This window comes from Hoeflea sp. BAL378, assembly GCF_000759435.1.
Classification (GTDB): domain Bacteria; phylum Pseudomonadota; class Alphaproteobacteria; order Rhizobiales; family Rhizobiaceae; genus Hoeflea.
The window spans coordinates 1-24,390 of the sequence record NZ_JRJG01000083.1 but is presented as its reverse complement, the minus strand read 5'-3'; the positions used below and the strand labels follow the sequence as shown (position 1 = coordinate 24,390).

The window sequence follows — 24,390 nt, the reverse complement described above, 5'->3', positions numbered from 1 at the left end:
GCGCGGGCCATGTCGCCGAAGCCTTCGTCGAAACCCGGCTCGGCGGCGCCTGGCGCTCGACCTACGGCATGCTCGACGCCCGCTTCGACGCCCGCCAGATCGTCGATCTGCTCTATCCGCCGGCGAGCTGACCGCCTGCCAGCACGCCGGCTGCCCACATCACCGCCGGAATGGTGAGGAACGAGGCGACCGTCTGCACCGTGGTGACCGCGGCGTAGAGCGGCGCGTCGCCGCCCATCTGGCGCGCCAGCAGGTAGCCGTTCATCGCCGTGGGCACGGAGGCGCACAGCGCAAGGATCAGCAACGGTTCGCCGCTGAGGCCAAAGCCGAGCGCCAGGCCGATCATGATCGCCGGAAACACGAGAAGCTTCAGCACCGTCGGCGCCAGCACCGCGGCTCGGGGCCGGAGCGCGTCTTCGAGCTTCAGGCCGGCGCCGACCATCAGCAGGCCGAGGCCCAGCGACGAGCGCGCGATCAGGTCGACCGCCTGTTCGAGCGGCGGGTAGATGCCGGAGGACAGGGCGTTGACCAGGATGCCCGCCATGGCGCCGAGGATCAGCGGATTGCCGGCGATCCGCTTGACGAGCGTGGCCATGCTGCGTGCGCCGGTGCCATACCAGACCATCATGACCACATTGATGAAGTTGAGCGGAATGATGATCACCGCCATCACCAGCGCGACCAGCGCCAGGCCGCTCGGACCCGTCAGCCGCTCGGCGATGGCCAGTGCGATGAACGCGTTCCACCGCGACGATGTCTGGAAAAACGACGTGTAGCTCGAATCGGACATGCCCCGGGCGCGGGCCAGCGGATGGAGGGCCACCAGCAGCACGGTCATGACCGCCACGGCGATCAGCGAGACCAGCGCCACGGTTCCGAGTTCTATGCCGGAAAAATCGGCCGATGCGAGCGTCAGGAACAGCAGCGCGGGGAAAAAAAGGTAGTAGCCCAGGGTTTCCAGCCCCGGCCAGACGCTCTGGTCGATGAACGGCACGCGCTTGAGCGCCACGCCCAGAAGCACGATGAGGAAAATGGGCAGGATGCTCTCGAAGATCGGGATCATGGCAATGCGGGGACCGGGGAAGCGATGGCTGGGCAGCCGCGGAGGCGGCGGGGTGAGGGGTCCGTGATAAGCGGCCGGGAGGCTTTGGGCAATGGCGCGTTAACCTTAACAAATGGTTTACATTGCGTGCGGGGAACGCGGCGTCCATGCTGGCGTTGAGGGTTGGAGGCGACCCCACCATTGCCAATGGATGCGAGATAATGCCAGGCCGATTGCTTTTCACCGCTATCATGCTGTTTTGGATCAGCTTTCTGTCGCTGCTGGCGCTTGTCGTGAGCTATGCCCCGCATGGCGGGATCGAGCTCGCCGGCCTGACCCTCTTCGCCGGAACCTCCCTGGTCGACGCGGCGGTCCTGGCGATGGACCGCATCGGCTTCTCCCCGTTCACGCGCAGCGTTGTCTTTGGCGGGCTCGGCGGATTGAACGTCGCCGCGGCCGGCCTGGTGCTGTTCGCTTTGATGTTCAACGTGCTCGGCGAGGAGCTCGAGCAGCGGGAGGCGCGGCCCTTGGCCGAAGGCGCCGTGGCCTGTGCGGCGGCCGCCGCGGCGCTGATTGTGGCGGTCTCGTTTGCGGGCGGCGAGGCGGGCACGCTCCTGGTGCTGCAACTGGCGGCGCTCGGCGGTCTGCTGCTGGCGCTGCAGACCTTCGGCCAGTCCACGGCCGAGGCCGATTCCGGCGAGGGCGTCACCGAGCTTGACGAGGTGATCGCCGATCATGCGGCCAGCCATGCCGCCTTCAGCGCGCAACTCGCCTCCCTGTCGCGGCGGGGTATGACCCCATGAAGGTGTTTCTCGTCCTCTGGATCATGCCGATCATCCTGCTCGGAAGCTGGTACGGCCTGTCCTACTACGACATCAATTTCGGCTACCGGATCCTGAGCCGCGAACTGCATGACCTGGTCTTCACCATCTACGGCAACATCCTGGGCATTCCGCCCGAGACGATCCCGCCGCTGGTGCTCAAGGCGGTGATCGTCGATTCCTGTCTCGTGATCGGCTTCATCGTGATCAAGCGCCGCCGCAAGCAGATCTGGGCGGCGCTACGCCGGCTGTTCGGCGCGACCGGGGAAGGCGACGCCGGGCGCGACGCCGCATCCGCCAGCGACGCCGATTATCAACGCATGTCCTAGCCGAGGTCCCGGGGCCTTGCCGCGGCACGAAGCCCGGCAAGCCGGTCGAGCGCGCCCTGCAGGATGAAGCTCGCCGCGGCCGAATCGATCCGCCCCTTGCGCTTCTTGCGCGACACGTCCATCTCAATGAGCGCCCGCTCGGCCGCCACCGTCGACAGCCGCTCGTCCCAGAAGACGAAGGGCAGGTCCGATTTTTCAGCCATCGTGCGCACGAAGGCGCGGGTGGCCTGGGCGCGGGGACCTTCCGATCCGTCCATGTTGACCGGCAGGCCGATCACCGCCGCCCGCGCATTGTCGCGCGCGAGCGCTTCGAGCAGCACTTGCGCATCGAGTGTGAACTTCCTGCGCTTGATCATCGGCCGCGGCGAGGCGAGGCTCAGCGACAGGTCCGACACCGCAAGCCCGATGGTCTCGGTACCGAGGTCGATCCCGGCGATGGTCTCGCCGGGCGCGATCAGGCCGGCCAGGTCTTCCATGGTGATGACAGCCATGAAAACCCCTAGCGCTTGCGGACGAATTCCGTACGCAGCACCAGGCCCTTGATGGCGTCGTGCCGGCAATCGATCTCTTCGGGATTGTCGGTGAGCCGGATCGACTTGATGACGGTTCCCTGCTTGAGCGTCTGGCCGGCGCCCTTGACCTTGAGATCCTTGATCAGCGTCACCGAATCGCCGTCGGCCAGGACCGTGCCGGCCGAATCGACCACGACGGCGGCCTTGGCGGCTTCCGCGGCCATTTCGGAGGCCGGGCGCCATTCGCCGGTCACTTCGTCATAGACATAATCGTCGTCGGCCATGGATGCCTCGCTGGCGTGGTTGCAGGTGGCGCCGGCGCGGCAACGCCTTGCATTGCCGTCGGTGAGCGCGGATCTGTCGCATAGCCCACCGGCGCGGCGGGCGCAACATCGCCAGGCGGCCGAAGCCGTTCCGGCTTCCATTGCCCAAGTCCGGTTCGATCCGTTAGGATCGGCCAAAGCATCACGTAAAAGCATCACAGGGAGTTAGAACCGTGAACATCACCTGGCTTGGCCATTCCGCATTCCGGCTCGAAACCGCCAAATCCATCATCCTGATCGACCCGTTCCTCACCGGCAATCCGGGATTCAAGGGCAATGACCGCAAGGATGCGGTCAAGGGCGTCACCCATATCCTGCTCACCCACGGCCATGGCGATCATGTCGGCGACGCGGCGTCCATCGCCAAGGAGACCGGGGCGACGATCCTCGCCAATGCCGATCTCGCCGGCTGGCTCGGCCATCACCACGGCCTCGACCGGATCGAGCAGGGCAACACCGGCGGCACCGTCTCGCTCGGCGGCTTTTCCGCCACCTTCGTCAATGCGCTGCATTCCTCGGCCAGCATCACCTCGGACGGCGTGTCGCATTCGCTCGGCAACGCCAACGGGCTGATGCTGCATTTCGAGGACGAGCCCGGGCTCTTGCACATGGGCGACACCGACATCTTCTCCGACATGGCGCTAATCAACGAGCTGCACCGCCCCGAGATCGGCCTCGTGCCGATCGGCGACCGCTTCACCATGGGCGGGGCCGTGGCAGCGCTTGCCTGCCGCCGGTTCTTCTCCTTCGCCAAGGTGTTCCCCTGCCACTACGGCTCGTTCCCGATCATCGACCAGACCGCCGACGCCTTCCTCGAGGCGATGGAGGAGGACGCCAAGAACGTGGCCGTGCCGAAATCCGGCGAGACCGTCGCCGTCTGAGACGGCGACCGGCGCGTCGCCCTTCACGGCGCGCCTCCGCGGACAGGATCCCTTGAAGATGACGGCACGCGACGACAGGACGCTCGGCTTCTACGGGCAGGAAGCCTCGGCCTATGCCGCAAAGGGCGCAAACCCCAATTCGGCCCGGATCGAGGCCTTTCTGTCGCTCCTGCCGGAGGGCGCGTCCATTCTCGAATTGGGCTGCGGCGCCGGACGGGACAGCGAGGTGATGATTGCGCGCGGCTTCACCGTGCGGCCGACGGACGGGAGCCCCGAGATGGCGCGGGCCGCGCAGGAGCGGCTCGGAATTGAAGTCGGCACGCTGCTGTTCGCGGATCTCGACGAGCGGGACGCCTATCACGGGATATGGGCCAATGCCTGCCTGCTGCATGTCCCGCGGGTCGACCTGCCGGACATCCTCGCCAGGATCCATGCCGCGCTGAAACCGGGAGGCGTCTTCTACGCAAGCTTCAAGAAGGGAGACGCGGAAGGCCGCGACGGCTTCGGCCGCTATTACAATTATCCCTCGGAACGTCTCATCGGGAACTGGTACGCGGCGCAGGCCTGGACCGACGTCGCGATCACGGCGCATAGCGGCAGCGGCTATGACCGCAAGCCGACGGATTGGCTGCATGTGACCGCCATCAGGTGAGGCAGGCGGTCCGGGCGCGGAGAGGCGACGGCGACAAATGCGGGCCCCGCAGTTGCGCGGTCTGCCGCACGCGGCTATAGCGGGGCAACCCCTGTTCCCATGACCCCGCGAGGACCCGATGTCCGTAGATCTTGCCACCGTCAAACGCGTTGCGCACCTGGCCCGCATCGCAGTCACCGAGGAGGACGCCGCGCGCATGGAAGGCGAACTCAACGCCATCTTGGGCTTCGTCGAACAGCTCTCGGAAGTCGATGTCGAGGGCGTCGAGCCGATGACCTCGGTCACGCCGATGGCGATGAAGAAGCGCGACGACGTCGTCACCGACGGCGCCAAGGCCGAAGACATCGTCGCCAATGCGCCTGACAGCACCGGCAGTTTCTTCGTCGTCCCGAAGGTTGTCGAGTAGGTCCATGGCTGTCGCGGTCGCCATTGAATCGCCGTTGCAGGACGAGGTGAGGGGGCTGGTCGAGGCCCTCGACGCCTATCTCGTGCCGCTGGCGCCGGCCGAATTCCATTTCGGCCTCGACATCGAGGAAATGGCGGGCGCCGACACCACCGTGTTCGTTGCGCGCAGCGAAGAGGGCGAGGCCGTGGGCCTGGGCGCGCTGAAGGATGTGGGGACCGACCGGGCCCTGCGCACCGGCGAGGTCAAGCGCATGTTCACCGTGCCCCAAGCGCGCGGCCGGCGCATCGGCTCGGCGCTGCTCGACGCCATCTGCGCCCGCGCCCGGGCCCTCGGCATCGAGCGCCTGGTGCTCGAGACCGGCGTCGGCGAGGGCCTTGCCGCCGCGGTCCGCCTTTATGAAAATCATGGCTTCACCGAATGTGGCGCCGTTCTCGATTATCCCGATTCCGGCTATTCCCGGTTCTTTGAAAAGAAGTTGTCCGCATGACCGACCTGATCCGTCTGACCATCGCCGAAGCCCGTGACCAGATGGGCAAGGGCGCCTTTTCCAGCGTCGAGCTGACCGAGGCCTATCTCGGCGCCATCGAGGCCGCCAACCCGGCGATCAACGCCTATGTCAAGGTGACCGCCGACAAGGCGCTCGACATGGCGAAGGCGTCCGACGCCCGCCGTGCGGCAGGCCAGACCGGCGCGCTCGAAGGCATCCCGCTCGGCATCAAGGATCTCTACGCCACCGAGGGCGTCCACACCCAGGCCTGCAGCCACGTGCTCGACGGCTTCGAGCCGCGCTACGAATCCACCGTCACCGCCAATCTCTGGGCCGATGGCGCGGTGATGCTGGGCAAGCTGAACATGGACGAGTTCGCCATGGGCTCGTCCAACGAGACCTCCTATTACGGCCCGGTGATCAATCCCTGGCGCGCCGAGGGCTCGAACGCCAACCTGGTGCCCGGCGGCTCCTCGGGCGGCTCGGCTGCGGCGGTCGCGGCCTGGCTCTGCGCCGGCGCCACCGCCACCGACACCGGCGGCTCGATCCGCCAGCCGGCAGCCTTCACCGGCACCGTCGGCATCAAGCCCACCTATGGCCGCTGCTCGCGCTGGGGCATCGCCGCCTTCGCCTCCTCGCTCGACCAGGCCGGCCCGATCGCCCGCGACGTGCGCGATGCGGCCATCCTGCTCAAATCCATGGCCTCGGTCGACGCCAAGGACACCACCTCGGTCGACCTGCCGGTGCCGGACTACGAGGCCGCGCTCGGCGGCTCGGTCAAGGGCCTCAAGATCGGCATTCCGCGCGAATACCGCATGGACGGTATGCCGGAGGAAATCGACGCCGTCTGGCAAAAGGGCATCGCCTGGCTCAAGGATGCCGGCGCCGAGATCGTCGACATCGAGCTGCCGCACACCAAATACGCGCTGCCCGCCTATTACATCGTCGCCCCCGCCGAAGCCTCGTCCAACCTCGCCCGCTACGACGGCGTCCGCTACGGCCTGCGCGTTCCCGGCAAGGACATCGCCGAGATGTACGAGAAGACCCGCGCCGCGGGCTTCGGCCAGGAGGTCAAGCGCCGCATCATGATCGGCACCTATGTGCTCTCGGCCGGCTATTACGACGCCTATTACCTGCGCGCGCAGAAGGTGCGCACGCTGATCAAGCGCGACTTCGAACTGGCCTTCGAGGCCGGCGTCGACGCGATCCTCACGCCCGCCACGCCGTCCTCGGCCTTCGCCGTGGGCGACGAGAGCCTCGCGTCCGACCCGGTGAAGATGTACCTCAACGACATCTTCACCGTGACCGTCAACATGGCCGGTCTTCCGGGCATCGCCGTGCCCGCGGGCCTCGACCCGAAGGGCCTGCCGCTCGGCCTGCAACTGATCGGCCGCCCTTTCGAGGAAGAAACCCTGTTCAGGACAGCCCATGTGATCGAACAGGCGGCGGGCCGGTTCGAGCCCAAGCGCTGGTGGTAACAAAAACCGGTTTCATTCGCGGATAAACGATCGTCGATGGCGCGTTGCTGAGCCCGCCTTGGCTTGCGCATGTTCAAGCCCGGGCCTGGGGGTCGGCGTGTGTGCAATCGCCTTGACTCGTCTTTAAATGGAAACCAAGGTCGGGCTGTCTCGATTTTCAGCCGGGTGGGTGGTCCATGAGAAAGTATTTTCAATTATTTGCGCTTGGTTTTCTGGTTGTTGCCGGTTCGTCGTTTCCTGCCCGGGCGGAAAGCGGCGATAGCCTGATCAAGAAGGGCTACAAGGTATCCCAGCTCACAAAGAACAAGGCCGGCAAACTTGGCTGGAACCTGAACAAGGACGGCACGACATTTTTCTGTGGGATGAAAAATGTCGGCATGATCAAGAATGGCAAGAACGGCATGGTTACGTTTACGTCCTCGGGCCGGGTCATCAAGGTGGACAAAGCGACCGTTCTCAAGAGTCTCGGCCAGAAAGAGTTGCCGGAAGCAATGCCGGATTACGTGGATCTGAAGGCCGGGCGGATCACCGGCCGGGTGGTCTCTGGCTGTCGCAAGATTTCATAGATGGCGGGAGGCGCCGTCTCATCGGGCACCCGCCTGTTTGAGCGGTTGTCGGCCTGCGACCGGACCCGTTCGAGAGCTCTGCGCGTGACCGGGTAGGGCCGCCCGCCGCATGGCCAGCAGACGCCGGCGAAAGCCCGGGTGGGGCGCACTCAGGACTTTTCAACGCTCCCGTGGATCCCCCTTGCCGGACCCGCTGCCGCCGTCTATGTTGCTTTTGGCAACATAGACGTGTCGGGGTGAGGAACATGACGGATGTCGAACCAGGGCTTCTGAGCCGGATCGAGGCGATCCGGCGGTTCAACCGGTTTCACACGAGGCTGGTCGGCGCGCTCAACGAGGACCTGCTGGCGTCCGATCTGCCGCTGGTCCAGGTGCGCCTGCTTTATGATCTCGCCCATTCCGACGACCTGTCCGCCGCCGACCTGTCGGCGGCGCTGTCGCTCAATCCCGGCTATCTCAGCCGCCTGCTGGCCCAGCTCGAAACGCTCGGCCTGATCGCGCGCAGCCCCGATCCGGCGCATGCCAAGCGGCTGCGGATCGAACTGACGGACAAGGGCCGCGATCTCGTCGCCGGGCTCGAGGACAGGTCCCGCGCCGAAATTGCCGGCCTGATCGGCGGCCTGACGGAAGCCGACCAGCACGATCTGGTGGCATGCATGGGCCGGATTGAAGCCCTGCTCGGCGGGACCGCGCCACCCGAGATCATTCTGCGCGATCCAGAGCCTGGAGACCTGGGGACCGTGGTGGCGCGGCAGGGCGAGCTCTACGCCCGCGAATACGGCTTCGACCGGACCTTCGAGGGCCTGGTGGCGGGTATCGTCGCCGATTTCATCCGCGACTTCGATCCGGAACTGGAAATGGCCCGGATCGCCGCGCGCGAGGGCGAGGTGGTGGGCTCGGTCTTCATCATCAAGGCCGAGCCAGGCATCGCCAAATTGCGGCTGCTCTACGTTGATGCCCGCGTCCGCGGCCAGGGCCTGGGCAAGCGGCTGGTGCACGAAGCCATCGGTTTCGCCCGAGCCAAAGGCTACCGGGAGCTGGTGCTGTGGACCAATGCCGGTCTCGACGCCGCGCGCGGCATCTATCAGGCCGCCGGCTTCCAACTCGTGTCTGAGGAGCCCCATCACAGCTTCGGCCACGATCTCGTCGGCCAGTACTGGAGCCTCAAGCTGTGAACACCGGCATTCTCGCGGCCCTCTTCACCGGCGTCCAGGTCGGCGGCGCGATCTACGCGAGCAGCCTCGCGGTGGGCGACACTGGCGTCGCGGCGCTCGGGTTCCTGCGCTATGGCTGCGCGGCGCTGATGCTGCTGCCGTTCTTCGTCACCGCGCCGGTCAAGCTGCCGCGGCGGGGCGACATGCTGTCGGTCGCGCTGCTCGGCCTGGGCCAGATCGTGGTGATGATCTGCCTGATGAATCTGGCGCTGCTGCTGACATCGGGCGCGCGCGTGGCGCTGGTTTTCGCGAGCCTCCCCGTGGTCACGCTGATCGCCAACCGGATCGTCGGCGGCCGGGCGCATCACCGGCTCGAAATCCTGGGCGGGATCGTCACCATTGCCGCAGTCTTCTGGCTGGTGGCCGCCGACATTCTTGCGAGCCGCGCCAGTCTCGATGATTTCGCCGGCATGGCGCTCACGCTCGGCGCCGCCGTGTCGATCGCCTTCTGCTCGGTGCTCTACCGGCCCCATGTCGCCCGCTACGGCTCCATTGCCGTCAGCATCTGGGCCTTCGCGGTGTCGCTGCCGGTGCTGGCGGCGCTGTGGCTGCTGGTGCCGCCGTCGCACCTGGTGACGGACTGGCCGACGTCGACCTGGGCGCTGGTCGCGGGCGTCGGCGTGTCGTCGGGGCTCGGCTATCTCGCCTGGTTCCACGCCATCGAGCGGCTCAACCCGGCGAGCGTCACCGGTTTTCTCTCCCTGAGCCCGGTCACGGCGGCGGTGCTGACGCTGGTCTTCTCGACCGCCGAGGTCGACCCGTGGGCGTTGGGCGGCGCCGTCGTCCTGGTGGTCATCGGCACGGTGATCATCAGCTTCGGCAACCGCGCCGTGCTGACGCCGCCGGGCTGACGAGCCACAGGGGAGGACGCGGATCGTCCGGGAACGGCACGGCGAGCGCCGTTCCCGTCTTGGTCACCGGCGGTCTGGAAAGGACCTACCGGTTGTCGAGTTGCGAGCGCACCAGTTCCAGGCCGCGCCGTGTGACCAGGTAGGGCTGGCCCTGGCGCGAGCCGATCGCGCGCTTGCGCTTGAGCTTGCGGAAGGTTTCGAGATCGAGACCGCCAAACAGCCAGCCCTCGCGGGTGATGAGCTTGATTTCGGCGATCTTGCGGGTGTCGTCGCGGATGAGTTCAATCCTGCCGCCCTGGGCGAGCAGGTGCAGAATCCGCTGTTCTGCGCGGGAAATGTCCATGGTCTGAAGTCCGGAAACAGCGCTCGGATGAGCGCACAAAAACATCTGCCGGCTCGGCGAACCGGCGGCTCAAGTGTTTTTGTCGGGCCATGCGCGGCGGTCGTAACGCGGGACGCAAGACCCCTTCAGCGGGACTCGGACGAGGTGGACATAAAGGCTCCCTGGAGCGGCGGATGGAATCTGGATAGGCGCGTGCAGCCATCCGGTCAAGATTGCGGCCCACCGCCGCCGTCCCGATAGTCCGGGAGTGTTGCATCCCTGCGCCGCACCCGCCGCCGGCACGCAGGCCCAAGCGGCACCAACGCGCCCCGGGTCTTGCCCAGCCGCGCCTTTCCGGCGAAAATCAAGGCTTGAGGGCGCGCCGGGCTGGGATCCCGCCGTCGGCCAGGACGCCCCGTGTCCCGCAGATCCCACCGATCGGACCGCTCCCATGCCGACCCTGCGCCCTGCGACGCCAAGCGACATTCCCGCCATCATCGCGATCTCGCAGAGCGCCTACTGGTCGAATTTCCGGGATCTGGAGCCCGGCGCTTGGGATCATCCGGGCTACCGCGAGCTGGTGCGCGACATGCACCGGACCGAAGCGCGCGATTTCTGGCCGGACATCACCCTCGCCGAGTTCGACGGCGTGGCCGGAGGCTGGGGCGCGCGGTTCCGCGGCAGGAACGAGATCAGCGAAATGTGGGTGCATGCCGACTTCCAGGGCAAGGGCGCCGGAACCGCGTTGCTCCGCCGCTTCCTGGAGGGCATCGCCGCGGAGGGACACCCCGAAGCCTGGATCGAAACCCACCGGCGCAATGCCGGCGCGATCCGCCTCTACCGGCGCGTGGGCTTTGTCCCGGATCACGAAGTGTCGCGTGTTTCCAAGGGTTTGGGGCGGGACATTCCACTCATCCGGCTGCGCCGGCCGCTGCCCTGACGGGTGCGCCTTGCCGGATACTCTTTTCCGCCGCGCAAGATCAGGTACACTTCCGTCGCGTGGAAGATGAAAGGATGAGTTTCATGTTCGCAAGATCCGCAGGTACACTGGCTTTTCTCATGAGCATTGCGGCCTCGGCCGTGGCGGTTTCCCCCGGCATCGCCCGGGCCAATGACCGGGCGATCATCGTGCTCGATGCGTCGGGCTCGATGTGGGGCCAGATCGACGGCCGCACCAAGATCGAGATCGCCCGCGACACCCTGACCGACGTGCTCGCCACTCTGCCCGACACGCTCGATCTCGGCCTGATCGCCTATGGCCACCGCGAGAAGGGCGTCTGCACCGACATCGAGGAGATCGTCGCGCCGGCCGCGGGCACGCGGGGCGACATCGCCGCGGCGGTGAAATCGCTCAACCCCAAGGGCAAGACGCCGATCGCCGATTCGGTGAAGCTGGCGGCCGAGAGCCTGCGCTACACCGAGGAGAAGGCCACGGTCATCGTCGTCACCGATGGCATCGAGACCTGCAACGCCGACCCCTGCGCGCTGGCGAGCGAACTGGAGAAGCTCGGCGTCGAATTCACCGCCCATGTCATCGGCTTCGGCCTGACCGAGGACGAAGGCCGACAGGTGGCGTGCCTCGCCGAGAATACTGGCGGCCGCTACATGCAGGCGGCCAACGCCGAGGAGCTCGCCGGTGCGCTGACCCAGACCGTCGCGGCCGAGCCCGCTCCGGAGCCGGAACCCGCGCCCGAACCCGAGCCCGCGGCGCTCGAGAAGAACCTCGCCTTCACCGCCGTGCTCGGCGAGGGCGGCCCGGCGCTGGAGGTCGACGGCAAATGGGAGGTCTTCCCGCTGCAAGGCGATGCGCCGGCCGCCGAGGCGCTCGACTATGGCTACGAGCCGGCCTGGCGCGTGAAAGTGCCTGCCGGCCGCTACCTGGTGCGGCTGAGCAAGGACATGGTGACAGCCGAAACCATCGTCGAGGCGAAGGAGGACGAGCTGGTCGAGCGCGAACTGGTGCTCGACGCCGGCTGGCTCTCGGTCGCGGTCGTCCCCGACGAGGCAGCCGAGATCGACGACAGCGCCCGCTTCGACATCAAGGCCTCCGGCAAGGAGGAGGGCGGCTATGGCCAGGGCCGGTTCCTGGTGCCTGCGGGCGAGGTGACGGTGACCGCGCGGATCGGCGAGGCGCGCGCCGAGGAGAACTTCGCGATCGCCGCCGGCGAGAGCCTCGACAAGCGCCTCGTCGCGGGCATCGGCATTCTCGCCGTCGAGGCGGTCTACGCCGAAAACGGGCCTGCCGTGGAAGATGACGGCTACCGCGTCGACGTGCTGTCGGGGAAGATGTCGCTCGACGGCAAGCGCGAGGGCGTGGAGGGCGGCTATGGCCCGGGCAACAAGTTCAAGCTGCCGCCCGGCGACTATGTGCTGCGCCTCCGGCTCGGCGCCGCCGCGGCCGAGCAGAAGGTCAGCGTCAGCCAGGGCGAGATGACCGCGGTGACGGTCAACCTCAACGCCGGCGTCCTCAACGTCAAGGCGCCCGGCGCCTACCGGATCGAGATCCTGCCCGCCAAGGCCGACATCCAGGGCCGCCGCGAGGCCCTCGAAGGCGCCTATGCGGAAGAGTTGCAGATCACCCTGCCGCCGGGCGAGTATCTCGCCGTCGCCATCATGAGCGGCGACTCGGATGCTGAGAAAAAGGAAGCCCAGGCCAGTGTAACGGCGGCCGAACGAGCGGAAATCACCATTCCGTGACGGTCTGCCGGCCGGGTGATTGCTGAAACGGGCCGCGCCGGGCTATCGTGCGTCACAGACTTTGCACGAAATTCCGGTCGGCCTGCCTTGAGCCTTCCGCCAGGGGACCGACTTCATGCTTGCCATCCGGCCTGCCAGTTCCGCCGAAGCCCAGGATCTCGCAAGGATCGGACTGGCGGCGTGGGAAGTCGCCATCCGGGTCTGGGGCGAGGACGCGGGCCGGCTGCGCGAGAACGCCCGCAACGCCTATTATGATTTCTGCACCCGCGGCTGGCCGGACATTCTGGTCGCCGAATGGGACGGCGTGCTGGCCGGCTGGGGCTGTTGCGAGAAGGCCGACGACTTCATCACCGACCTCTGGGTCCATCCGGATTTCCAGGGCAGGGGAATCGGCACGGCGCTGCTGAAGGAGATCGAAGCCCAGGTCCGCGCGCGCGGGTATTTCGCCGTGCGGCTCGACACCCATGCCCGCAACACCGGCGCGATCCGGCTCTACAAGCGCATGGGCTACCGCGTCAAAGCCTATTTCGTCACCTATTCCGAACCGCTGGACGAAGACATCGACAAGGTCGAGATGGTCAAGGAGTTCGAGCCGGGCACGGAACAGGGACCCGAGGAGGACGGACTCTACAGCCCGTGACCAGGCCCGGCGCGAGGTAAAAAAAGGCCCGGAGACGGCGTTCCGCTCCGGGCTGCAAGTTGGGCAAAGACATCTCTGCCTAGAGGGAGCCGGTAAATCAGGTGACGGGTTGCGCTTCGTTTTCCATGTTCTCGAGCACCCGTTCGAAGAGGTCATGGTTGCGACAGAAGCCCGGGGCTTCGTCAGGATTGGCTTCATTTGCCAGCCAGTGCTCGCAGGCATCCGGCCGGTCGCACATCAGGCAGCGGTTGGCCGCGCGGCGCAGCACGCCGGCATGATCGGGCAGTTTCCACATTTCATCGGCGACGCCGAGCTTCTTCATCATGGCGTCCATCAGGTCTGCCTGCTGTGTCAAACGGCTGAAAATATCAAGTACGCTCATGATTCACTCCTCCTTCGTTTCGATGAAAGACTCCCACGCGGAGGCGGCTTGCGCCTTGATCTCAATCAAACAATTTGCACGTGGCGACGCCCGGTCCGGAGCCGGAACGCCCCTGCGCCGCGAGCGGGCTCGGTCCCGCCGCACGGGGCGGATCCGCCGCCCTGTTCTCGCCACGGCCGGCCGTTAGGTCTTGACCTCGAAGCGGCCAAGCGCCATTAGCTGGATGACCCCTTTTGTTCCTCATTGCCGAAACCTTGCCCATGACCCTTGTCGACACCCGCACCCCCGATCCCAAACGGCTCATTCCCGGCGCCACCGGCGACTGGGAGGTCATCATCGGGCTTGAGGTTCACGCCCAGGTGACGAGCCACTCGAAGCTGTTCTCGGGCGCCTCGACCAGCTTCGGCAAGGACGCCAATTCCAATGTGAGCCTGGTCGACGCGGCGATGCCCGGCATGCTGCCGGTGATCAACGAGGAATGCGTGGCCCAGGCCGTGCGCACCGGCCTCGGCCTCAAGGCCAGGATCAACAAGCGCTCGGTGTTCGACCGGAAGAACTATTTCTACCCCGACCTGCCGCAGGGCTATCAGATCTCCCAGTACAAGGATCCGATCGTCGGCGAGGGCGAGATCATCATCTCGGTGGGACCCGACCGTCAGGGTCAGTTCGAGGACATCGAGATCGGCATCGAGCGCCTGCATCTCGAACAGGACGCCGGCAAGCTGATGCACGACCAGCATCCCTCGATGTCCTATGTCGACCTGAACCGCTCCGGCGTGGCGCTGATGGAGATCGTCTCCAAGCCCGACATGCGCTCGGCCGACGAGGCCAAGGCCTATGTCACCAAGCTCCGCTCGATCCTGCGCTATCTCGGCACCTGCGACGGCAACATGGACGAGGGCTCCATGCGCGCCGACGTCAACGTGTCGGTCAGGAAGCCCGGCGGCGAATTCGGCACGCGCTGCGAGATCAAGAACGTCAACTCGATCCGCTTCATCGGCCAGGCCGTCGACTATGAGGCGCGCCGCCAGATCGCCATCCTCGAGGATGGCGGCGTCATCGACCAGGAGACCCGGCTGTTCGATCCGGGCAAGGGCGAGACCCGCTCGATGCGCTCCAAGGAGGATGCGCACGACTACCGTTATTTCCCCGATCCCGACCTGCTGCCGCTCGAGTTCGACGACGCCTTTGTCGAGGAGCTCGCGGCCCATCTGCCGGAACTGCCCGACGACAAGAAGGCGCGGCTGGTGCGCGACATGGGGCTGAGCGTCTACGACGCCTCGATCCTCGTCTCGGAAAAGGCGATTGCCGATTATTTCGAGGAACTGGCCGCCGGCCGCGACGGCAAGACGGCCGCCAACTGGGTCATCAACGACCTGTTGGGCGCCTTGAACAAAGCCGGCAAAGGCATTGAGGAGACTCCGGTTTCGCCCGCCCAGCTCGGCGGCGTGATCGACCTGATCAAGGACGGCACCATCTCCGGCAAGATCGCCAAGGACCTGTTCGAGATCATCTGGAACGAGGGAGGCGACCCGGCCGAAGTGGTCGAAAGCCGCGGCATGAAACAGGTCACCGACACCGGCGCCATCGAGAAGGCGGTCGACGAGGTGATCGCCGCCAATCCGGACCAGGTGGCCAAGGCCCAGGCCAAGCCGGCGCTTGCCGGCTGGTTCGTTGGCCAGGTGATGAAGTCGACCGGCGGCAAGGCCAACCCGGCTGCGGTTCAGGCGCTGGTCAAGGCCAAGCTCGGCATCGTCGACGAGTAGGGGCCAGATGTTCTTCGTCCGCTCCGCCTCCGCCCGCGATCTTGCCGCCATCCGCGACGTGCTGGCCGAGACCTGGCGGGCGACTTACGGGCCGTTCTACGGCGCGGCGCGGGTCGAGGAGATCATCGCCGACTGGCATTCGGAAGCCGCGGTGACGGCCGATCTCAACAAGCCGGGCGGCGAGTATCTGGTGGCCGACGACGGCAAGATGATCGGCGGCGTGGCCTTCGCCAGCTATTCGCCTCAGACCCACATCGTCTCGCTGCACCAGCTCTATGTCCGGCCGGAATGCCAGGGGCTCGGGGTCGGGCGCGATCTGTTCGCCGAGATCGAGACCTGCTTTCCGGGCGCGCAGAGCCTGACCCTCGAGGTCGATCCGGGCAATGAGCCGGCGATCGCCTTCTACAAGGCCCACGGCATGAACGAGACCGGCCGCACCGACAATTGCGGCAAGGGCCAGTCGGGGATTCCCGCGCTGATCCTGTCCAAGCCGCTCGCCGGGTGACGGAGAGATCATGAACCAGGACATCGAAATCCGTCCGGCCAGGCGCGGCGACGTGGCCGCCATTGCCGCGATGTTTGCCCAGGACAAGCTGGGGGGGCATGGCGACAGCGCCGATCCGGCCGACCTGCCGCTTTACCTCGCTGCCTTCGAGCGCATCGCGGCCAGCCCCAATGACACGCTCTACGTCGCGGTCCTGGACGGTGAGGTGGTGGGAACCTTCCAGACCACGCTGATGACCTCGATGACCGGCAAGGGCTCGTCGAACCTGACCATCGAGGCGGTCCATACTCTGAGCGACAGGCGCGGCCGCGGCATCGGCGAGGCGATGATCCGCCATGCGATCGCCGAGGCGGAGGCCAGGGGCGCGCGGCTGGTGCAACTGATGTCGAACGCCGCCCGGACCGACGCCCACAGGTTCTACGAGCGTCTCGGCTTCACCCGGAGCCATGCCGGCTTCAAGATGAAATTGCGCTGAGCACAGGCCGTCGCGCCACTGGACAATGCCGCCCGAGCGGGCCATAAGGCGGGGTAAGTGACGCGGCTTCGACGGCCGCCGGGTCCACGGACGAGAGGCTTTCATGAAGACGCTACTTCTTCAGATATTCACCTGGTGGAACGGACAGACGCTGGGAACCCGGTACCATACCTGGCGCCACGGCACGCATGTCGGCAAGGACGAGGCGGGAAACCTCTATTATGAGGGCGGTCTCGATTCCGAGGGACGCACCCGCCGCTGGGTGATCTACAACGGCCCGGCCGAACCGTCCGCCATCCCCGCCGGCTGGCATGGCTGGATGCATCACCGCACCGATGTCTCCCCCGCCGCCGAGACCTATGCCGCCAGGTCCTGGGAAAAGGCGCATCAGCCCAACCTGACCGGCACCGGCCGCGCCTACCGCCCGAAGGGCTCGATCCTCAACCAGGGCGCCCGCCCGCATGTCACCGGCGACTACGACGCCTGGACCCCGAAATCCTGACGCGCCATCGGAAGTTTGGCGCAGCCCTGCCACATTTCATGGGTAACGCTTCGGGACCGGTGCGGCAGACATGCCGGAAAGCCTTACTCTGGCAGTGTGACAAGTGAAGCCGATGAAGATCCAGCCAAGACATCCCGCACGGCGCGCCAGCGCGCTCCTCGCCCTCTCGCTGGCCCTGTCGGGCACGGCCGCTCCGGCCCTGGCCGCGCGCATCGAGAATCCCGTGGCGGTGTTTTCCGGCATCGACAAGATCACCGGGCGAATCACCACCTTCGATGTCTATGTCGGCGAGACCGTCCAGTTCGGCGCGCTGCAGGTGACGCCGCGCGTCTGCTACAGCCGCGACGAGACCGAGGCGCCGAAGACCACCACCTTCGTCGAGGTCGACGAGATCACGCTCGACCGCAAGATCAGGCGGCTGTTCACCGGCTGGATGTTCGCCGACTCGCCCGGTCTCAACGCCGTCGATCACGCCGTCTATGACGTCTGGCTCAAGGAATGCAAGCAGCAGTCCGACGTCCCGGCGCCGACGCAGGGCAACTGATCTGCCGACCCAGTGACGTTATCACCTGATCCTCACACAGCAAAACGCCCCGCGTTCCTTCGAACACGGGGCGTTCTTTGCTTTGGACCGGCCCTGTGAGGGGCCTGTGCGTTATCTCGACGCGATCGGGGTCACCAGCGGCGTGATGCGCCGGATGGTGACGCGGCGGTTGAGCCGCTCGGGCGCTTCGGTCGTGACCTTGAGGTAGCGCTCGCCATAGCCCTGGGTGACCAGGTTCTCGGGCGGAACGCCGAAGACGTCGGTCAGGGCCACCGCGATGGTCTCGGCGCGCTTGTCCGAGAGCAGGAGGTTGGCGTTGTCCGTGCCCACCGCGTCGGTATGGCCTTCGATCAGGAAGGTCTCGGCGGGATTTTCCTCGAGGATCTTGGTCATGGCGCCGGCCACGTCGGACAGCCGCTGGATCTGGTCGTCGGCGATCGTCGCCTTGCCGAACTCAAAGGTCAGCGAGTCCATGTCGATGCGGCGGACCTTGTCGCGAACGCGGGCGGAGCGCCGCACTTCCTCGACCGTGTAGAGACGTTCGACCTGCTCGACCGGCGGCTCCATCAGGAAGTCGAGATAGGCCGAGGGCTCCGCCTCGGTGGCGTCCAGGATGTACTCCTCGACCGGGATCTGCAGCCGCAGCCGCGGCAGGTTGCGGCCCGGATCGACAAAGGCCTGGCGCGAGCCGTCGCTGCGCGGATCGGCGTAGAACAGCACATATTCCCGGCCGTCGGGCATGATGCGGCTGCGCTGCACCATGTCGCCCCAGCGGTTGGTGATCGTCACCAGTTGCACGCCGTTGGGCCGGACGATGACCTCGCGGACCCGTCCGCCTTCCAGCCGCTCGTAATAGACTTCCTCGCTGCCGGAGCGAAGCCGGTCGCGCTCGTCATGCTCGATGATCGTGCGGTTGTCGACCTCGATGATGGTCCGGTTGTCGACCTGGTTGATGATGGTGACGTTGGTCTCCTGCTCGCGCACCGGCGCCTCGTCGAAGCGTTCGCCACGCTCGGACAGGGCCTCTGGCGCCCGCTCGTTGCGCAGGGCCGGGGCCTGGGACTCCTCGTCCGAGGCGGGCGGGGGCGGGGCGGGTTCGCTCGACTGGGGCGCTACGGGCACCGGCTCGTCGCCGGCAACCGGCTGCTCCTTGGCACTGTCGAGCACGGGGGCGCCGCCTTCGACGGGAAGGGTCAGCACCTCTTCCTCGGCTGGCGCCGGGGCTTCGGCCGCCGGCTTCACGGGCTCGGCCTCTTCAGACGTGGCCGGCTCCTGGACGTCGGTCTTCGCGGGCGGCTGTTCGGCGGTCGGGGCCACCTCCGGCGCGACTTCAGGAGCAGGGGCCACTTCCGGCGCGACTTCGGGAGCGGGTGCCGCTTCGGGAGCTACCTCGGGAGCAGCTTTCGGGGCGGCGTCCTCGGTCGGGGCGGCTTGCGGCACGATTTCGGGAACCGGGGCTACCTCGGGCGCGACTTCAGGCGCAACTTCCGCAGCGGGAGCTTTCTCGGGTGCGGCTTCGGGGGCGGCCTCGGGCGCGGGCTCGGGCGCGGGTGCGGGTTCAGGGGCTGCCTCGGGCGCGGGTTCGGCGGCGGGCTGCTCTTCCGCGGCCGGCGCTTCTGCCGCCGGCTGTTCGGCCTCGGGCTCGACGGCAGGTTCAGCCGCAGGCTCGGCGGCGGGCGCCGCCTCGGGAGCGGGTTCAGCGGGAGTTTCCTCTGCTGCGGGGGCTTCAGGCGCGGCGGCTTCCGGAGCCGGTTCCGGTTCTGGCGCGGGTTCAGCCGCCGGAGGAGCTGCCTCCGGTTCGGGGGCCGCTTCAGGCACGGGCGCCGGTTCCGGGGCGGGCTGCGCCGCGGCCTGGGCGGCCGCCAGTTCGGCCTGGGCTGCCGCGACGTCCGCCTGCGCGGTCGCCACGTCGCCGCCCGAGGCCTGGGCTTCGGACAGACGGGCCTGCGCCGCGGCCAGGGCCGCTTCGGCGTCGCCGACGCTCATCTGCACGCGGGTGATCGCCTGGGTCGAGACGAAGCCGGGATCAGACAGGGATCGCATGGGGGACAGCGGGCCTGCGTGGACAAAGCCCAGTCCGCCCAGGCTGATGGCGGTGGACGCGAGTAAAAGCCGAGTAAGTGTCAAGACAACAACTCCTTTAGAGAAAAGACCCTTCGCGGCGTCAACGTTTGGGACACCGCTCCGGTTCCATCCATCCATCCCTCCGGCCGGCCGGCGCCGCGCGATCTGGCCGCGGAACCATCCGCGGCGGGAGACACGCCGGCATGCCTGCCCGGACAGTCGGGAGCGCGGAGGGGTGGATGTCGAATGGCAGGGAGGGGAAGCCTGGGCCGCCAACAAGGCTATTTGACGACCGCGGCGGACGGTTCCGGTCCGGCCGCGCACCGGTTCCTAGGAGAAAGCCAGGTCCGGCCCTTCGAGCGCGGCCTCGAGCATCCTTGCATAGGCGGCGCGCGGCACGTCGATGGCGCCGAAGCGCTTGAGATGCTCGGTGGTGAACTGGGTGTCGAGCAGCACGAAGCCGCGCGCGCGCAGCCGCTCGACCAGATGCACCAGGCAGACCTTGGATGCATCGGTGGCGCGGCTGAACATGCTTTCGCCGAAGAAGGCCCGCCTGAGCGAGACGCCGTAGAGCCCGCCCACCAGTTCACCCTCGCGCCAGGCTTCCACCGAATGGGCGTGGCCCAGCCGGTGGAGACTGCCGTAGAGCTCGGTGATGGTGGAGTTGATCCAGGTCGAGGGCCGGGTCTTAACGCTTTCCGCGCAGGCGGCGACGACCCGGTCGAAGTCCGTGTTGATGCGGATGTCGAACGGCGCCTGCCGCACCGTGCGGGCCAGGCGCTTGGGCACGTGAAAGGCGTCGAGCGGCAGGACGCCGCGCAGTTCCGGCTCCACCCAGAACAGGTCCGGGTCGTCGGCGGAATCGGCCATCGGGAACAATCCCGAGGCATAGGCGCGCAGAAGCAGGTCAGGCGTGATCCGGGGATAGGCGCCGTGCCGCACGGCTCAGGCTCCGGCCGACGGAAGGGCCGGAGCGGGCATGGCTCTATTTGCCAGCTTTGTCCGCCAGGAACTTTTCCAGCCAGTGAATGTCATAATCGCCATTGGCTATATCCGGATTGGCGAGAAGATCGCGAAACAGCGGGATCGTGGTCTTGATCCCGTCGACGACGAACTCATCGAGCGCACGCCTCAGCCGCATCATGCACTCGACCCGGGTGCGCCCGTGCACGATCAGCTTGCCGATCAGACTGTCATAATAGGGCGGAATTTTGTAGCCCTGATACACGCCCGAATCGACCCTGACGCCGAGGCCGCCCGGCGGGTGGTAATGGGTGATGGTGCCGGGCGAGGGCACGAAGGTCGAGGGATCCTCGGCATTGATCCGGCACTCGATGGCGTGGCCGTGGAAGCGGATGTCTTCCTGGCTGACCGACAGGCCGGCGCCCGAGGCGATGCGGATCTGCTCGTTGACCAGGTCGATGCCGGTGATGGCTTCGGTGATCGTGTGCTCCACCTGTAGCCGCGTGTTCATCTCGATGAAGTAGAACTCGCCGTTCTCGTAGAGGAACTCGATGGTGCCTGCGCCGCGGTATTTGAGCTTGCGCATCGCCACCGCGCAGATCTCGCCGATTTCCATGCGCTGGTTCTCGTTGAGCGAGGGCGAATTGGCTTCTTCCCAGACCTTCTGGTGGCGCCGCTGCAGCGAGCAGTCGCGCTCGCCCAGATGCACTGCGTTGCCTTCCCCGTCGCCCAGCACCTGGATCTCGATGTGGCGCGGCTGGCCGAGATATTTCTCCATGTAGACGGCGTCGTTGCCGAAATTGGCGAGCGCCTCCGACCGCGCCGTCGACAGCGCCTCGGACAACTCGCCCGGATTGTGGGCGACCTTCATGCCGCGTCCGCCGCCACCGGCGGTGGCCTTGATCAGCACCGGATAGCCGGTCTCCTTGGCGACCTCGAGCGCCTGCTCGACATCGTGGACTTCGCCGTCCGAGCCCGGCACGCAGGGAATGCCCAGCGCAACGGCCGTCTTCTTGGCGGTGATCTTGTCGCCCATGATGCGGATGTGGTCGGCGGTGGGGCCGATGAAGGTGATGCCGTGGGCCTCGAGAATGTCGGCGAACTTGGCGTTCTCGGACAGGAACCCGTAGCCCGGATGCACCGCGTCCGCGCCGGTGATCTCGCAGGCGGCGACGATCTGGTGGATGTTGAGATAGCTGTCGCGCGACGGCGGCGGGCCGATGCAGACGCTTTCGTCGGCGAGCCGCACATGCATGGCGTCCTGATCGGCGGTGGAATGCACCGCCACGGTCTGGATGCCGAGCTCCTTGCAGGCCCTCAGCACCCTGAGTGCGATCTCGCCCCGATTTGCAATGAGGACTTTGGAGAACATGGCCTGGTTCACTTACTCGATCACGATCATCGGTTCGGCGTATTCCACCGGGTGGCCGTCGCTGACCAGCACGTCGACGACCTTGCCGGAGCGCGGCGCCGGAATCTGGTTCATCGTCTTCATCGCCTCGATGATCAGGATCGTCTGTCCTTCCTTGACCATCTGGCCGACCTCGACGAACGGCTTGGCGCCCGGAGCCGGCGACATGTAGACGGTGCCGACCATCGGTGCGGTGACCGTGTTGGCCGTTCTCGAGGCCGCGGCCGCCACCGATTCCGCCGAAGGCGCTGCGGGCTGGGCCGGCGCTGCGGGCGCGGGCGCCTGGTGCTGCGCGATCGGCGCATGAATGGTCTGAGGCGTTCCGGCGCGGCTCACCCGCACCCGCAGATCATCCTGTTCGATCTCGATCTCGGTCAGGTCGGTTTCGTTGAGAATATTGGCCAGATCCCGGATCAGATCCTGGTCGATCGACGGTTTTCGTGTTGCCATCGGACTTTTGCCTTTGTTGTGTTGTCGCGGATGGCGGTATACGCCCTCCGCTGATTGACCGTCCCTTTACAGCCCCGCACCAGCGGATGACAAGTCCGCAAAGGGCTTTGGGCGCCGTTTGAACCCTGCGTCCGGTTCGCGGACGCGCTGTTGCCTGACCCCAAGTCATACACTGCTTGTCAAAAGCCGGGGAAGGCTTTCACCGGGCCGCGACGCTTGTCCACAAGCGATTGGCCCGGATTGGCGGCACAGCGCCGCGCCCAAGCCTCAGCACTGGGTGCTGTCGCACTCGCGCATGTTGGCGATCCGCGCCATCAGGGCTTCCTCGCCCACCGCGCCGAACACCGCCTCGTCGCCGATGATGAAGGAGGGCGTACCGGAAATGCCCAGCGCATTGGCGAGCTCATAGGTCTGGCGGATGGAATCGCCGATCGCCGGATCTTCCATGCCGGCCCTGAGCGCCGCTTCGTCGACGCCGAGCCCGGTGGCGATCTCGATGGCATGGTCCTCGGTGGCGCGCACGTCGCCGCCCATCAGCTTCATGTGAAATTCATTGTAGTGTTCGGGCGCGAGCTTGCGCAGCGACATCGCCACCCGGTGGGCGGCGAGCGAGTCCGGTCCGAGGATGGGGAACTCCTTGAGCACCAAACGGACATTGGAGTCCTTTTCCAGAAGCGCGGTGATGTCGCTCAGCGCCCGCTTGCAGAAGCCGCAATTGTAGTCGAAGAACTCGACCAGGGTCACGTCCCCTTCCGGGTTGCCCAGCACGATGTCATCGGCATTGTTGAAGATCGCGTCCCTGTTCTCGCTGATCGCCGCCTGCGCCAGCACCTGGCTTTCGGCCGCCTTCTTGGTCTCGAGCGCCTGGCTCATCTCTTCGAGGATCTCGGGGTTTGCCAGGAGGTATTCGCGGATGAACGCGCCGAACTCCTGCTTCTGCGTGTCGTCGAGCGCGGCCGCGGGCAGCGGCAGCGCCGTTGACAGGCCGATGAGGAGGGCGGTCATCAGACCCGAGCGCTTGCGAATAGCCATGGTGGTAGGATCCCTTTTCCGTCGCTGCGATGCGCCGTGCGGCGCTTGCGGCGTTTTCTATTTTCCGATGGTTAAGATGTCGTTGGCCCGGATCGCTCCGGGCGAGCCCGGAGGCAGCTTCTGCAGGGCGCGGGCGGCGAATACCTTGGCGTCGCGGGTGTTGCCGGCGCGGAAATTGCCCTCGGCCATGATCAGTTCGGCATTGGCGATGTCGCCGGACTGGGCATAGGCCTGGGAAAGGTGCCGGTAGGCGGCGTAGTTCTCCGGCTCGCTCTGCAGCGAGGCGCGCAATTCGTCGATCGCCCGGCCCATGTTGCCGGCCTCGCCCGAGGCGACCAGCGCGAACCCGAGCCGCGCCCGGATCAGGGGGGACTTCGTCCGGTCGAGCTTGACCGCCTGGTTGAAGGCCTTGATCGCCGCGTCGCTCTTGCGCAGCTTGATCAGCACCTCGCCGCGGAATTCGTGGAAATAGGGGTTCTTCGGCTGCTCCTTGATCAGGGCGTCGAGCTTCTGCAGCGATGCGGCGGAATTGCCGGCAAGATCGGTGGCGATGGCGTCCCCGTACCGCGCCGCCAGCGAGGTCCGGTCGGTGGAGAACAGCCGCGCGACGGCGCTGGCGCCGCCGGTGTAGGCGGCGATCTTGGCGCGCATCAGATTGTGGCGCTCGACCAGGGCCTTCGGGTCCTGCGCATCGAAGTACTTGCTCTTGCGCGCCAGCTCCTCCAGCAGCGCGATGCGTTCGCGCGGCAGGGGATGGCTGATCTGGTACTTGTCGACCTGGACACCGGAGAGCGACAGGCTTTGCGAGAATCGCTCGAAGGTCGTCAGCATGCCCTGCATGGACTGGCCGGTGGCGTTGAGAAAGCGGGCGGCGGCCTGGTCGGCGTTCATCTCCTCGGTCCGCCGGTAGCTCAATAAGCTGCGCTGGGCGATGCCGGGGGCGGCCGTAATCAGCGCGCCGCCGGCCTGGGCGCCGCCGGTGCTGCCGGCAATGCTGCCCGCGGCGATGGCGCCCGCGCCGAGCAGGCCGCCGACGATCGCCAGCGTGCGGGCCGCGGCGATCTGCTCGCGCAGC

General features: G+C 66.7%; 29 protein-coding genes. 18 read left to right on the top strand and 11 right to left on the bottom strand.

The window, feature by feature from the left end:
• Nucleotides 1-112: 112 nt before the first annotated feature.
• On the bottom strand, nucleotides 113-1,063 hold the full coding sequence (locus tag LL06_RS17755; protein WP_035529863.1) for an AEC family transporter: 951 nt from the start codon (nucleotides 1,061-1,063) through the stop codon (nucleotides 113-115).
• A gap of 230 nt (nucleotides 1,064-1,293) precedes the next feature.
• On the opposite strand from LL06_RS17755, the gene LL06_RS17750 reads away from it, so the two are divergent.
• Entirely contained in the window at nucleotides 1,294-1,845 is a 552-nt protein-coding gene (locus tag LL06_RS17750) for a hypothetical protein (RefSeq protein ID WP_152599657.1), read from the top strand.
• Nucleotides 1,842-2,192, top strand: coding sequence for a DUF6105 family protein (locus LL06_RS17745; RefSeq protein ID WP_035529858.1), 351 nt, complete (start codon nucleotides 1,842-1,844; stop codon nucleotides 2,190-2,192). Before LL06_RS17750 ends, LL06_RS17745 begins: the two co-directional genes overlap by 4 nt.
• On the opposite strand, the gene ruvX is transcribed toward LL06_RS17745, so the two are convergent.
• Together ruvX and LL06_RS17735 are read right to left on the bottom strand one after the other, a co-directional pair.
• The gene (ruvX, locus tag LL06_RS17740) at nucleotides 2,189-2,683 is read right to left on the bottom strand and encodes a Holliday junction resolvase RuvX (RefSeq protein WP_035529856.1); all 495 of its coding nucleotides are present in this window, start codon (nucleotides 2,681-2,683) and stop codon (nucleotides 2,189-2,191) included. The two genes, LL06_RS17745 and ruvX, sit on opposite strands and share 4 nt — an antisense overlap.
• 8 nt (nucleotides 2,684-2,691) lie before the next feature.
• Nucleotides 2,692-2,988 carry an alkylphosphonate utilization protein gene (locus tag LL06_RS17735; protein ID WP_035529854.1) on the bottom strand — a complete coding sequence of 99 codons (297 nt, stop codon included), beginning with the start codon at nucleotides 2,986-2,988 and terminating at the stop codon, nucleotides 2,692-2,694.
• A 212-nt stretch (nucleotides 2,989-3,200) separates the two neighbouring features.
• On the opposite strand from LL06_RS17735, the gene LL06_RS17730 reads away from it, so the two are divergent.
• From LL06_RS17730 to LL06_RS17695, 8 genes are all read left to right on the top strand, one after another.
• On the top strand, nucleotides 3,201-3,908 hold the full coding sequence (locus tag LL06_RS17730) for a metal-dependent hydrolase (protein WP_035529853.1): 708 nt from the start codon (nucleotides 3,201-3,203) through the stop codon (nucleotides 3,906-3,908).
• Nucleotides 3,909-3,966: 58 nt separating this feature from the next.
• Nucleotides 3,967-4,560, top strand: coding sequence for a class I SAM-dependent methyltransferase (locus LL06_RS17725; RefSeq protein ID WP_035529883.1), 594 nt, complete (start codon nucleotides 3,967-3,969; stop codon nucleotides 4,558-4,560).
• 118 nt (nucleotides 4,561-4,678) lie between these two features.
• Nucleotides 4,679-4,966, top strand: coding sequence for an Asp-tRNA(Asn)/Glu-tRNA(Gln) amidotransferase subunit GatC (gatC, locus tag LL06_RS17720; RefSeq protein ID WP_035529851.1), 288 nt, complete (start codon nucleotides 4,679-4,681; stop codon nucleotides 4,964-4,966).
• A gap of 4 nt (nucleotides 4,967-4,970) precedes the next feature.
• Entirely contained in the window at nucleotides 4,971-5,453 is a 483-nt protein-coding gene (locus tag LL06_RS17715) for a GNAT family N-acetyltransferase (RefSeq protein WP_035529849.1), read from the top strand.
• Nucleotides 5,450-6,931, top strand: coding sequence for an Asp-tRNA(Asn)/Glu-tRNA(Gln) amidotransferase subunit GatA (gatA, locus tag LL06_RS17710; protein WP_035529846.1), 1,482 nt, complete (start codon nucleotides 5,450-5,452; stop codon nucleotides 6,929-6,931). Before LL06_RS17715 ends, gatA begins: the two co-directional genes overlap by 4 nt.
• Nucleotides 6,932-7,107: 176 nt before the next feature.
• On the top strand, nucleotides 7,108-7,497 hold the full coding sequence (locus LL06_RS27330; protein WP_035529843.1) for a hypothetical protein: 390 nt from the start codon (nucleotides 7,108-7,110) through the stop codon (nucleotides 7,495-7,497).
• Between the two features lie 245 nt (nucleotides 7,498-7,742).
• On the top strand, nucleotides 7,743-8,672 hold the full coding sequence (locus tag LL06_RS17700) for a bifunctional helix-turn-helix transcriptional regulator/GNAT family N-acetyltransferase (RefSeq protein ID WP_035529840.1): 930 nt from the start codon (nucleotides 7,743-7,745) through the stop codon (nucleotides 8,670-8,672).
• On the top strand, nucleotides 8,669-9,562 hold the full coding sequence (locus LL06_RS17695) for a DMT family transporter (protein WP_035529838.1): 894 nt from the start codon (nucleotides 8,669-8,671) through the stop codon (nucleotides 9,560-9,562). The genes LL06_RS17700 and LL06_RS17695 overlap by 4 nt, the downstream gene beginning before the upstream one ends.
• Before the next feature lie 85 nt (nucleotides 9,563-9,647).
• On the opposite strand, the gene LL06_RS17690 is transcribed toward LL06_RS17695, so the two are convergent.
• On the bottom strand, nucleotides 9,648-9,905 hold the full coding sequence (locus tag LL06_RS17690; protein ID WP_035529835.1) for a YjhX family toxin: 258 nt from the start codon (nucleotides 9,903-9,905) through the stop codon (nucleotides 9,648-9,650).
• Between the two features lie 430 nt (nucleotides 9,906-10,335).
• Here LL06_RS17690 and LL06_RS17685 point away from each other — a divergent pair, with 430 nt between their 5' ends.
• The 3 genes from LL06_RS17685 to LL06_RS17675 all read left to right on the top strand — a co-directional run bounded on the left by LL06_RS17685 (nucleotide 10,336) and on the right by LL06_RS17675 (nucleotide 13,221).
• A complete protein-coding gene (locus LL06_RS17685) occupies nucleotides 10,336-10,824 on the top strand; it encodes a GNAT family N-acetyltransferase (RefSeq protein ID WP_052161692.1) in 489 nt (162 codons plus the stop codon).
• Between the two features lie 119 nt (nucleotides 10,825-10,943).
• Complete coding sequence (locus tag LL06_RS17680; RefSeq protein ID WP_244447173.1) at nucleotides 10,944-12,581, top strand: VWA domain-containing protein; 1,638 nt, start codon at nucleotides 10,944-10,946, stop codon at nucleotides 12,579-12,581.
• Nucleotides 12,582-12,696: 115 nt separating this feature from the next.
• Nucleotides 12,697-13,221: a GNAT family N-acetyltransferase gene (locus LL06_RS17675; RefSeq protein WP_035529833.1), complete on the top strand. Its 525-nt coding sequence runs from the start codon at nucleotides 12,697-12,699 to the stop codon at nucleotides 13,219-13,221.
• Between the two features lie 97 nt (nucleotides 13,222-13,318).
• On the opposite strand, the gene LL06_RS17670 is transcribed toward LL06_RS17675, so the two are convergent.
• The gene (locus tag LL06_RS17670; protein WP_035529829.1) at nucleotides 13,319-13,603 is read right to left on the bottom strand and encodes a DUF6455 family protein; all 285 of its coding nucleotides are present in this window, start codon (nucleotides 13,601-13,603) and stop codon (nucleotides 13,319-13,321) included.
• 260 nt (nucleotides 13,604-13,863) lie between these two features.
• On the opposite strand from LL06_RS17670, the gene gatB reads away from it, so the two are divergent.
• The 5 genes from gatB to LL06_RS17645 all read left to right on the top strand — a co-directional run bounded on the left by gatB (nucleotide 13,864) and on the right by LL06_RS17645 (nucleotide 17,395).
• The gene (gene gatB, locus LL06_RS17665) at nucleotides 13,864-15,369 is read left to right on the top strand and encodes an Asp-tRNA(Asn)/Glu-tRNA(Gln) amidotransferase subunit GatB (RefSeq protein ID WP_035529874.1); all 1,506 of its coding nucleotides are present in this window, start codon (nucleotides 13,864-13,866) and stop codon (nucleotides 15,367-15,369) included.
• 7 nt (nucleotides 15,370-15,376) lie between these two features.
• The gene (locus LL06_RS17660; RefSeq protein ID WP_035529827.1) at nucleotides 15,377-15,874 is read left to right on the top strand and encodes a GNAT family N-acetyltransferase; all 498 of its coding nucleotides are present in this window, start codon (nucleotides 15,377-15,379) and stop codon (nucleotides 15,872-15,874) included.
• A gap of 10 nt (nucleotides 15,875-15,884) precedes the next feature.
• Complete coding sequence (locus LL06_RS17655; RefSeq protein ID WP_035529825.1) at nucleotides 15,885-16,349, top strand: GNAT family N-acetyltransferase; 465 nt, start codon at nucleotides 15,885-15,887, stop codon at nucleotides 16,347-16,349.
• 103 nt (nucleotides 16,350-16,452) lie between these two features.
• Nucleotides 16,453-16,851, top strand: a complete 399-nt coding sequence (locus LL06_RS17650; protein WP_035529823.1) for an NADH:ubiquinone oxidoreductase subunit NDUFA12 — start codon at nucleotides 16,453-16,455, stop codon at nucleotides 16,849-16,851.
• 112 nt (nucleotides 16,852-16,963) lie between these two features.
• The gene (locus LL06_RS17645) at nucleotides 16,964-17,395 is read left to right on the top strand and encodes a DUF2155 domain-containing protein (RefSeq protein WP_035529821.1); all 432 of its coding nucleotides are present in this window, start codon (nucleotides 16,964-16,966) and stop codon (nucleotides 17,393-17,395) included.
• A 111-nt stretch (nucleotides 17,396-17,506) separates the two neighbouring features.
• On the opposite strand, the gene LL06_RS26940 is transcribed toward LL06_RS17645, so the two are convergent.
• The 6 genes from LL06_RS26940 to LL06_RS17610 form a co-directional block, all read right to left on the bottom strand.
• A complete protein-coding gene (locus LL06_RS26940) occupies nucleotides 17,507-19,522 on the bottom strand; it encodes an OmpA family protein (protein WP_244447172.1) in 2,016 nt (671 codons plus the stop codon).
• 267 nt (nucleotides 19,523-19,789) lie between these two features.
• Complete coding sequence (gene aat, locus LL06_RS17630; protein WP_035529818.1) at nucleotides 19,790-20,401, bottom strand: leucyl/phenylalanyl-tRNA--protein transferase; 612 nt, start codon at nucleotides 20,399-20,401, stop codon at nucleotides 19,790-19,792.
• A 43-nt stretch (nucleotides 20,402-20,444) separates the two neighbouring features.
• Nucleotides 20,445-21,794, bottom strand: coding sequence for an acetyl-CoA carboxylase biotin carboxylase subunit (gene accC / locus LL06_RS17625; protein ID WP_035529865.1), 1,350 nt, complete (start codon nucleotides 21,792-21,794; stop codon nucleotides 20,445-20,447).
• A gap of 12 nt (nucleotides 21,795-21,806) precedes the next feature.
• Nucleotides 21,807-22,283 (bottom strand): acetyl-CoA carboxylase biotin carboxyl carrier protein, encoded by a 477-nt coding sequence (accB, locus tag LL06_RS17620; protein WP_035529816.1) that lies wholly within the window; start codon nucleotides 22,281-22,283, stop codon nucleotides 21,807-21,809.
• Nucleotides 22,284-22,550: 267 nt separating this feature from the next.
• Nucleotides 22,551-23,315: a DsbA family protein gene (locus LL06_RS17615; RefSeq protein WP_035529813.1), complete on the bottom strand. Its 765-nt coding sequence runs from the start codon at nucleotides 23,313-23,315 to the stop codon at nucleotides 22,551-22,553.
• 57 nt (nucleotides 23,316-23,372) lie between these two features.
• On the bottom strand, nucleotides 23,373-24,390 hold a 1,018-nt coding region (locus tag LL06_RS17610; RefSeq protein ID WP_035529812.1), incomplete at its 5' end, for a tetratricopeptide repeat protein.

Excerpts from the sequence above, each read along its gene's own strand:
- LL06_RS17680 (WP_244447173.1), top strand. The coding sequence starts at position 10,944 with ATGAGCATTGCGGCCTCGGCCGTGGCGGTTTCCCCCGGCATCGCCCGG.
- LL06_RS17715 (WP_035529849.1), top strand. The coding sequence starts at position 4,971 with ATGGCTGTCGCGGTCGCCATTGAATCGCCGTTGCAGGACGAGGTGAGG.
- gatB (WP_035529874.1), top strand. The coding sequence starts at position 13,864 with ATGACCCTTGTCGACACCCGCACCCCCGATCCCAAACGGCTCATTCCC.
- LL06_RS17675 (WP_035529833.1), top strand. The coding sequence starts at position 12,697 with ATGCTTGCCATCCGGCCTGCCAGTTCCGCCGAAGCCCAGGATCTCGCA.
- LL06_RS17660 (WP_035529827.1), top strand. The coding sequence starts at position 15,377 with ATGTTCTTCGTCCGCTCCGCCTCCGCCCGCGATCTTGCCGCCATCCGC.
- LL06_RS17745 (WP_035529858.1), top strand. The coding sequence starts at position 1,842 with ATGAAGGTGTTTCTCGTCCTCTGGATCATGCCGATCATCCTGCTCGGA.
- gatA (WP_035529846.1), top strand. The coding sequence starts at position 5,450 with ATGACCGACCTGATCCGTCTGACCATCGCCGAAGCCCGTGACCAGATG.
- LL06_RS17690 (WP_035529835.1), bottom strand. The coding sequence starts at position 9,905 with ATGGACATTTCCCGCGCAGAACAGCGGATTCTGCACCTGCTCGCCCAG.
- ruvX (WP_035529856.1), bottom strand. The coding sequence starts at position 2,683 with ATGGCTGTCATCACCATGGAAGACCTGGCCGGCCTGATCGCGCCCGGC.
- LL06_RS17650 (WP_035529823.1), top strand. The coding sequence starts at position 16,453 with ATGAAGACGCTACTTCTTCAGATATTCACCTGGTGGAACGGACAGACG.
- accC (WP_035529865.1), bottom strand. The coding sequence starts at position 21,794 with ATGTTCTCCAAAGTCCTCATTGCAAATCGGGGCGAGATCGCACTCAGG.
- accB (WP_035529816.1), bottom strand. The coding sequence starts at position 22,283 with ATGGCAACACGAAAACCGTCGATCGACCAGGATCTGATCCGGGATCTG.
- LL06_RS17685 (WP_052161692.1), top strand. The coding sequence starts at position 10,336 with ATGCCGACCCTGCGCCCTGCGACGCCAAGCGACATTCCCGCCATCATC.
- LL06_RS17725 (WP_035529883.1), top strand. The coding sequence starts at position 3,967 with ATGACGGCACGCGACGACAGGACGCTCGGCTTCTACGGGCAGGAAGCC.
- LL06_RS27330 (WP_035529843.1), top strand. The coding sequence starts at position 7,108 with ATGAGAAAGTATTTTCAATTATTTGCGCTTGGTTTTCTGGTTGTTGCC.
- gatC (WP_035529851.1), top strand. The coding sequence starts at position 4,679 with ATGTCCGTAGATCTTGCCACCGTCAAACGCGTTGCGCACCTGGCCCGC.
- LL06_RS17700 (WP_035529840.1), top strand. The coding sequence starts at position 7,743 with ATGACGGATGTCGAACCAGGGCTTCTGAGCCGGATCGAGGCGATCCGG.
- LL06_RS17655 (WP_035529825.1), top strand. The coding sequence starts at position 15,885 with ATGAACCAGGACATCGAAATCCGTCCGGCCAGGCGCGGCGACGTGGCC.
- LL06_RS17735 (WP_035529854.1), bottom strand. The coding sequence starts at position 2,988 with ATGGCCGACGACGATTATGTCTATGACGAAGTGACCGGCGAATGGCGC.
- LL06_RS17670 (WP_035529829.1), bottom strand. The coding sequence starts at position 13,603 with ATGAGCGTACTTGATATTTTCAGCCGTTTGACACAGCAGGCAGACCTG.
- LL06_RS17615 (WP_035529813.1), bottom strand. The coding sequence starts at position 23,315 with ATGGCTATTCGCAAGCGCTCGGGTCTGATGACCGCCCTCCTCATCGGC.
- LL06_RS17755 (WP_035529863.1), bottom strand. The coding sequence starts at position 1,063 with ATGATCCCGATCTTCGAGAGCATCCTGCCCATTTTCCTCATCGTGCTT.
- LL06_RS17645 (WP_035529821.1), top strand. The coding sequence starts at position 16,964 with ATGAAGATCCAGCCAAGACATCCCGCACGGCGCGCCAGCGCGCTCCTC.
- LL06_RS17750 (WP_152599657.1), top strand. The coding sequence starts at position 1,294 with ATGCTGTTTTGGATCAGCTTTCTGTCGCTGCTGGCGCTTGTCGTGAGC.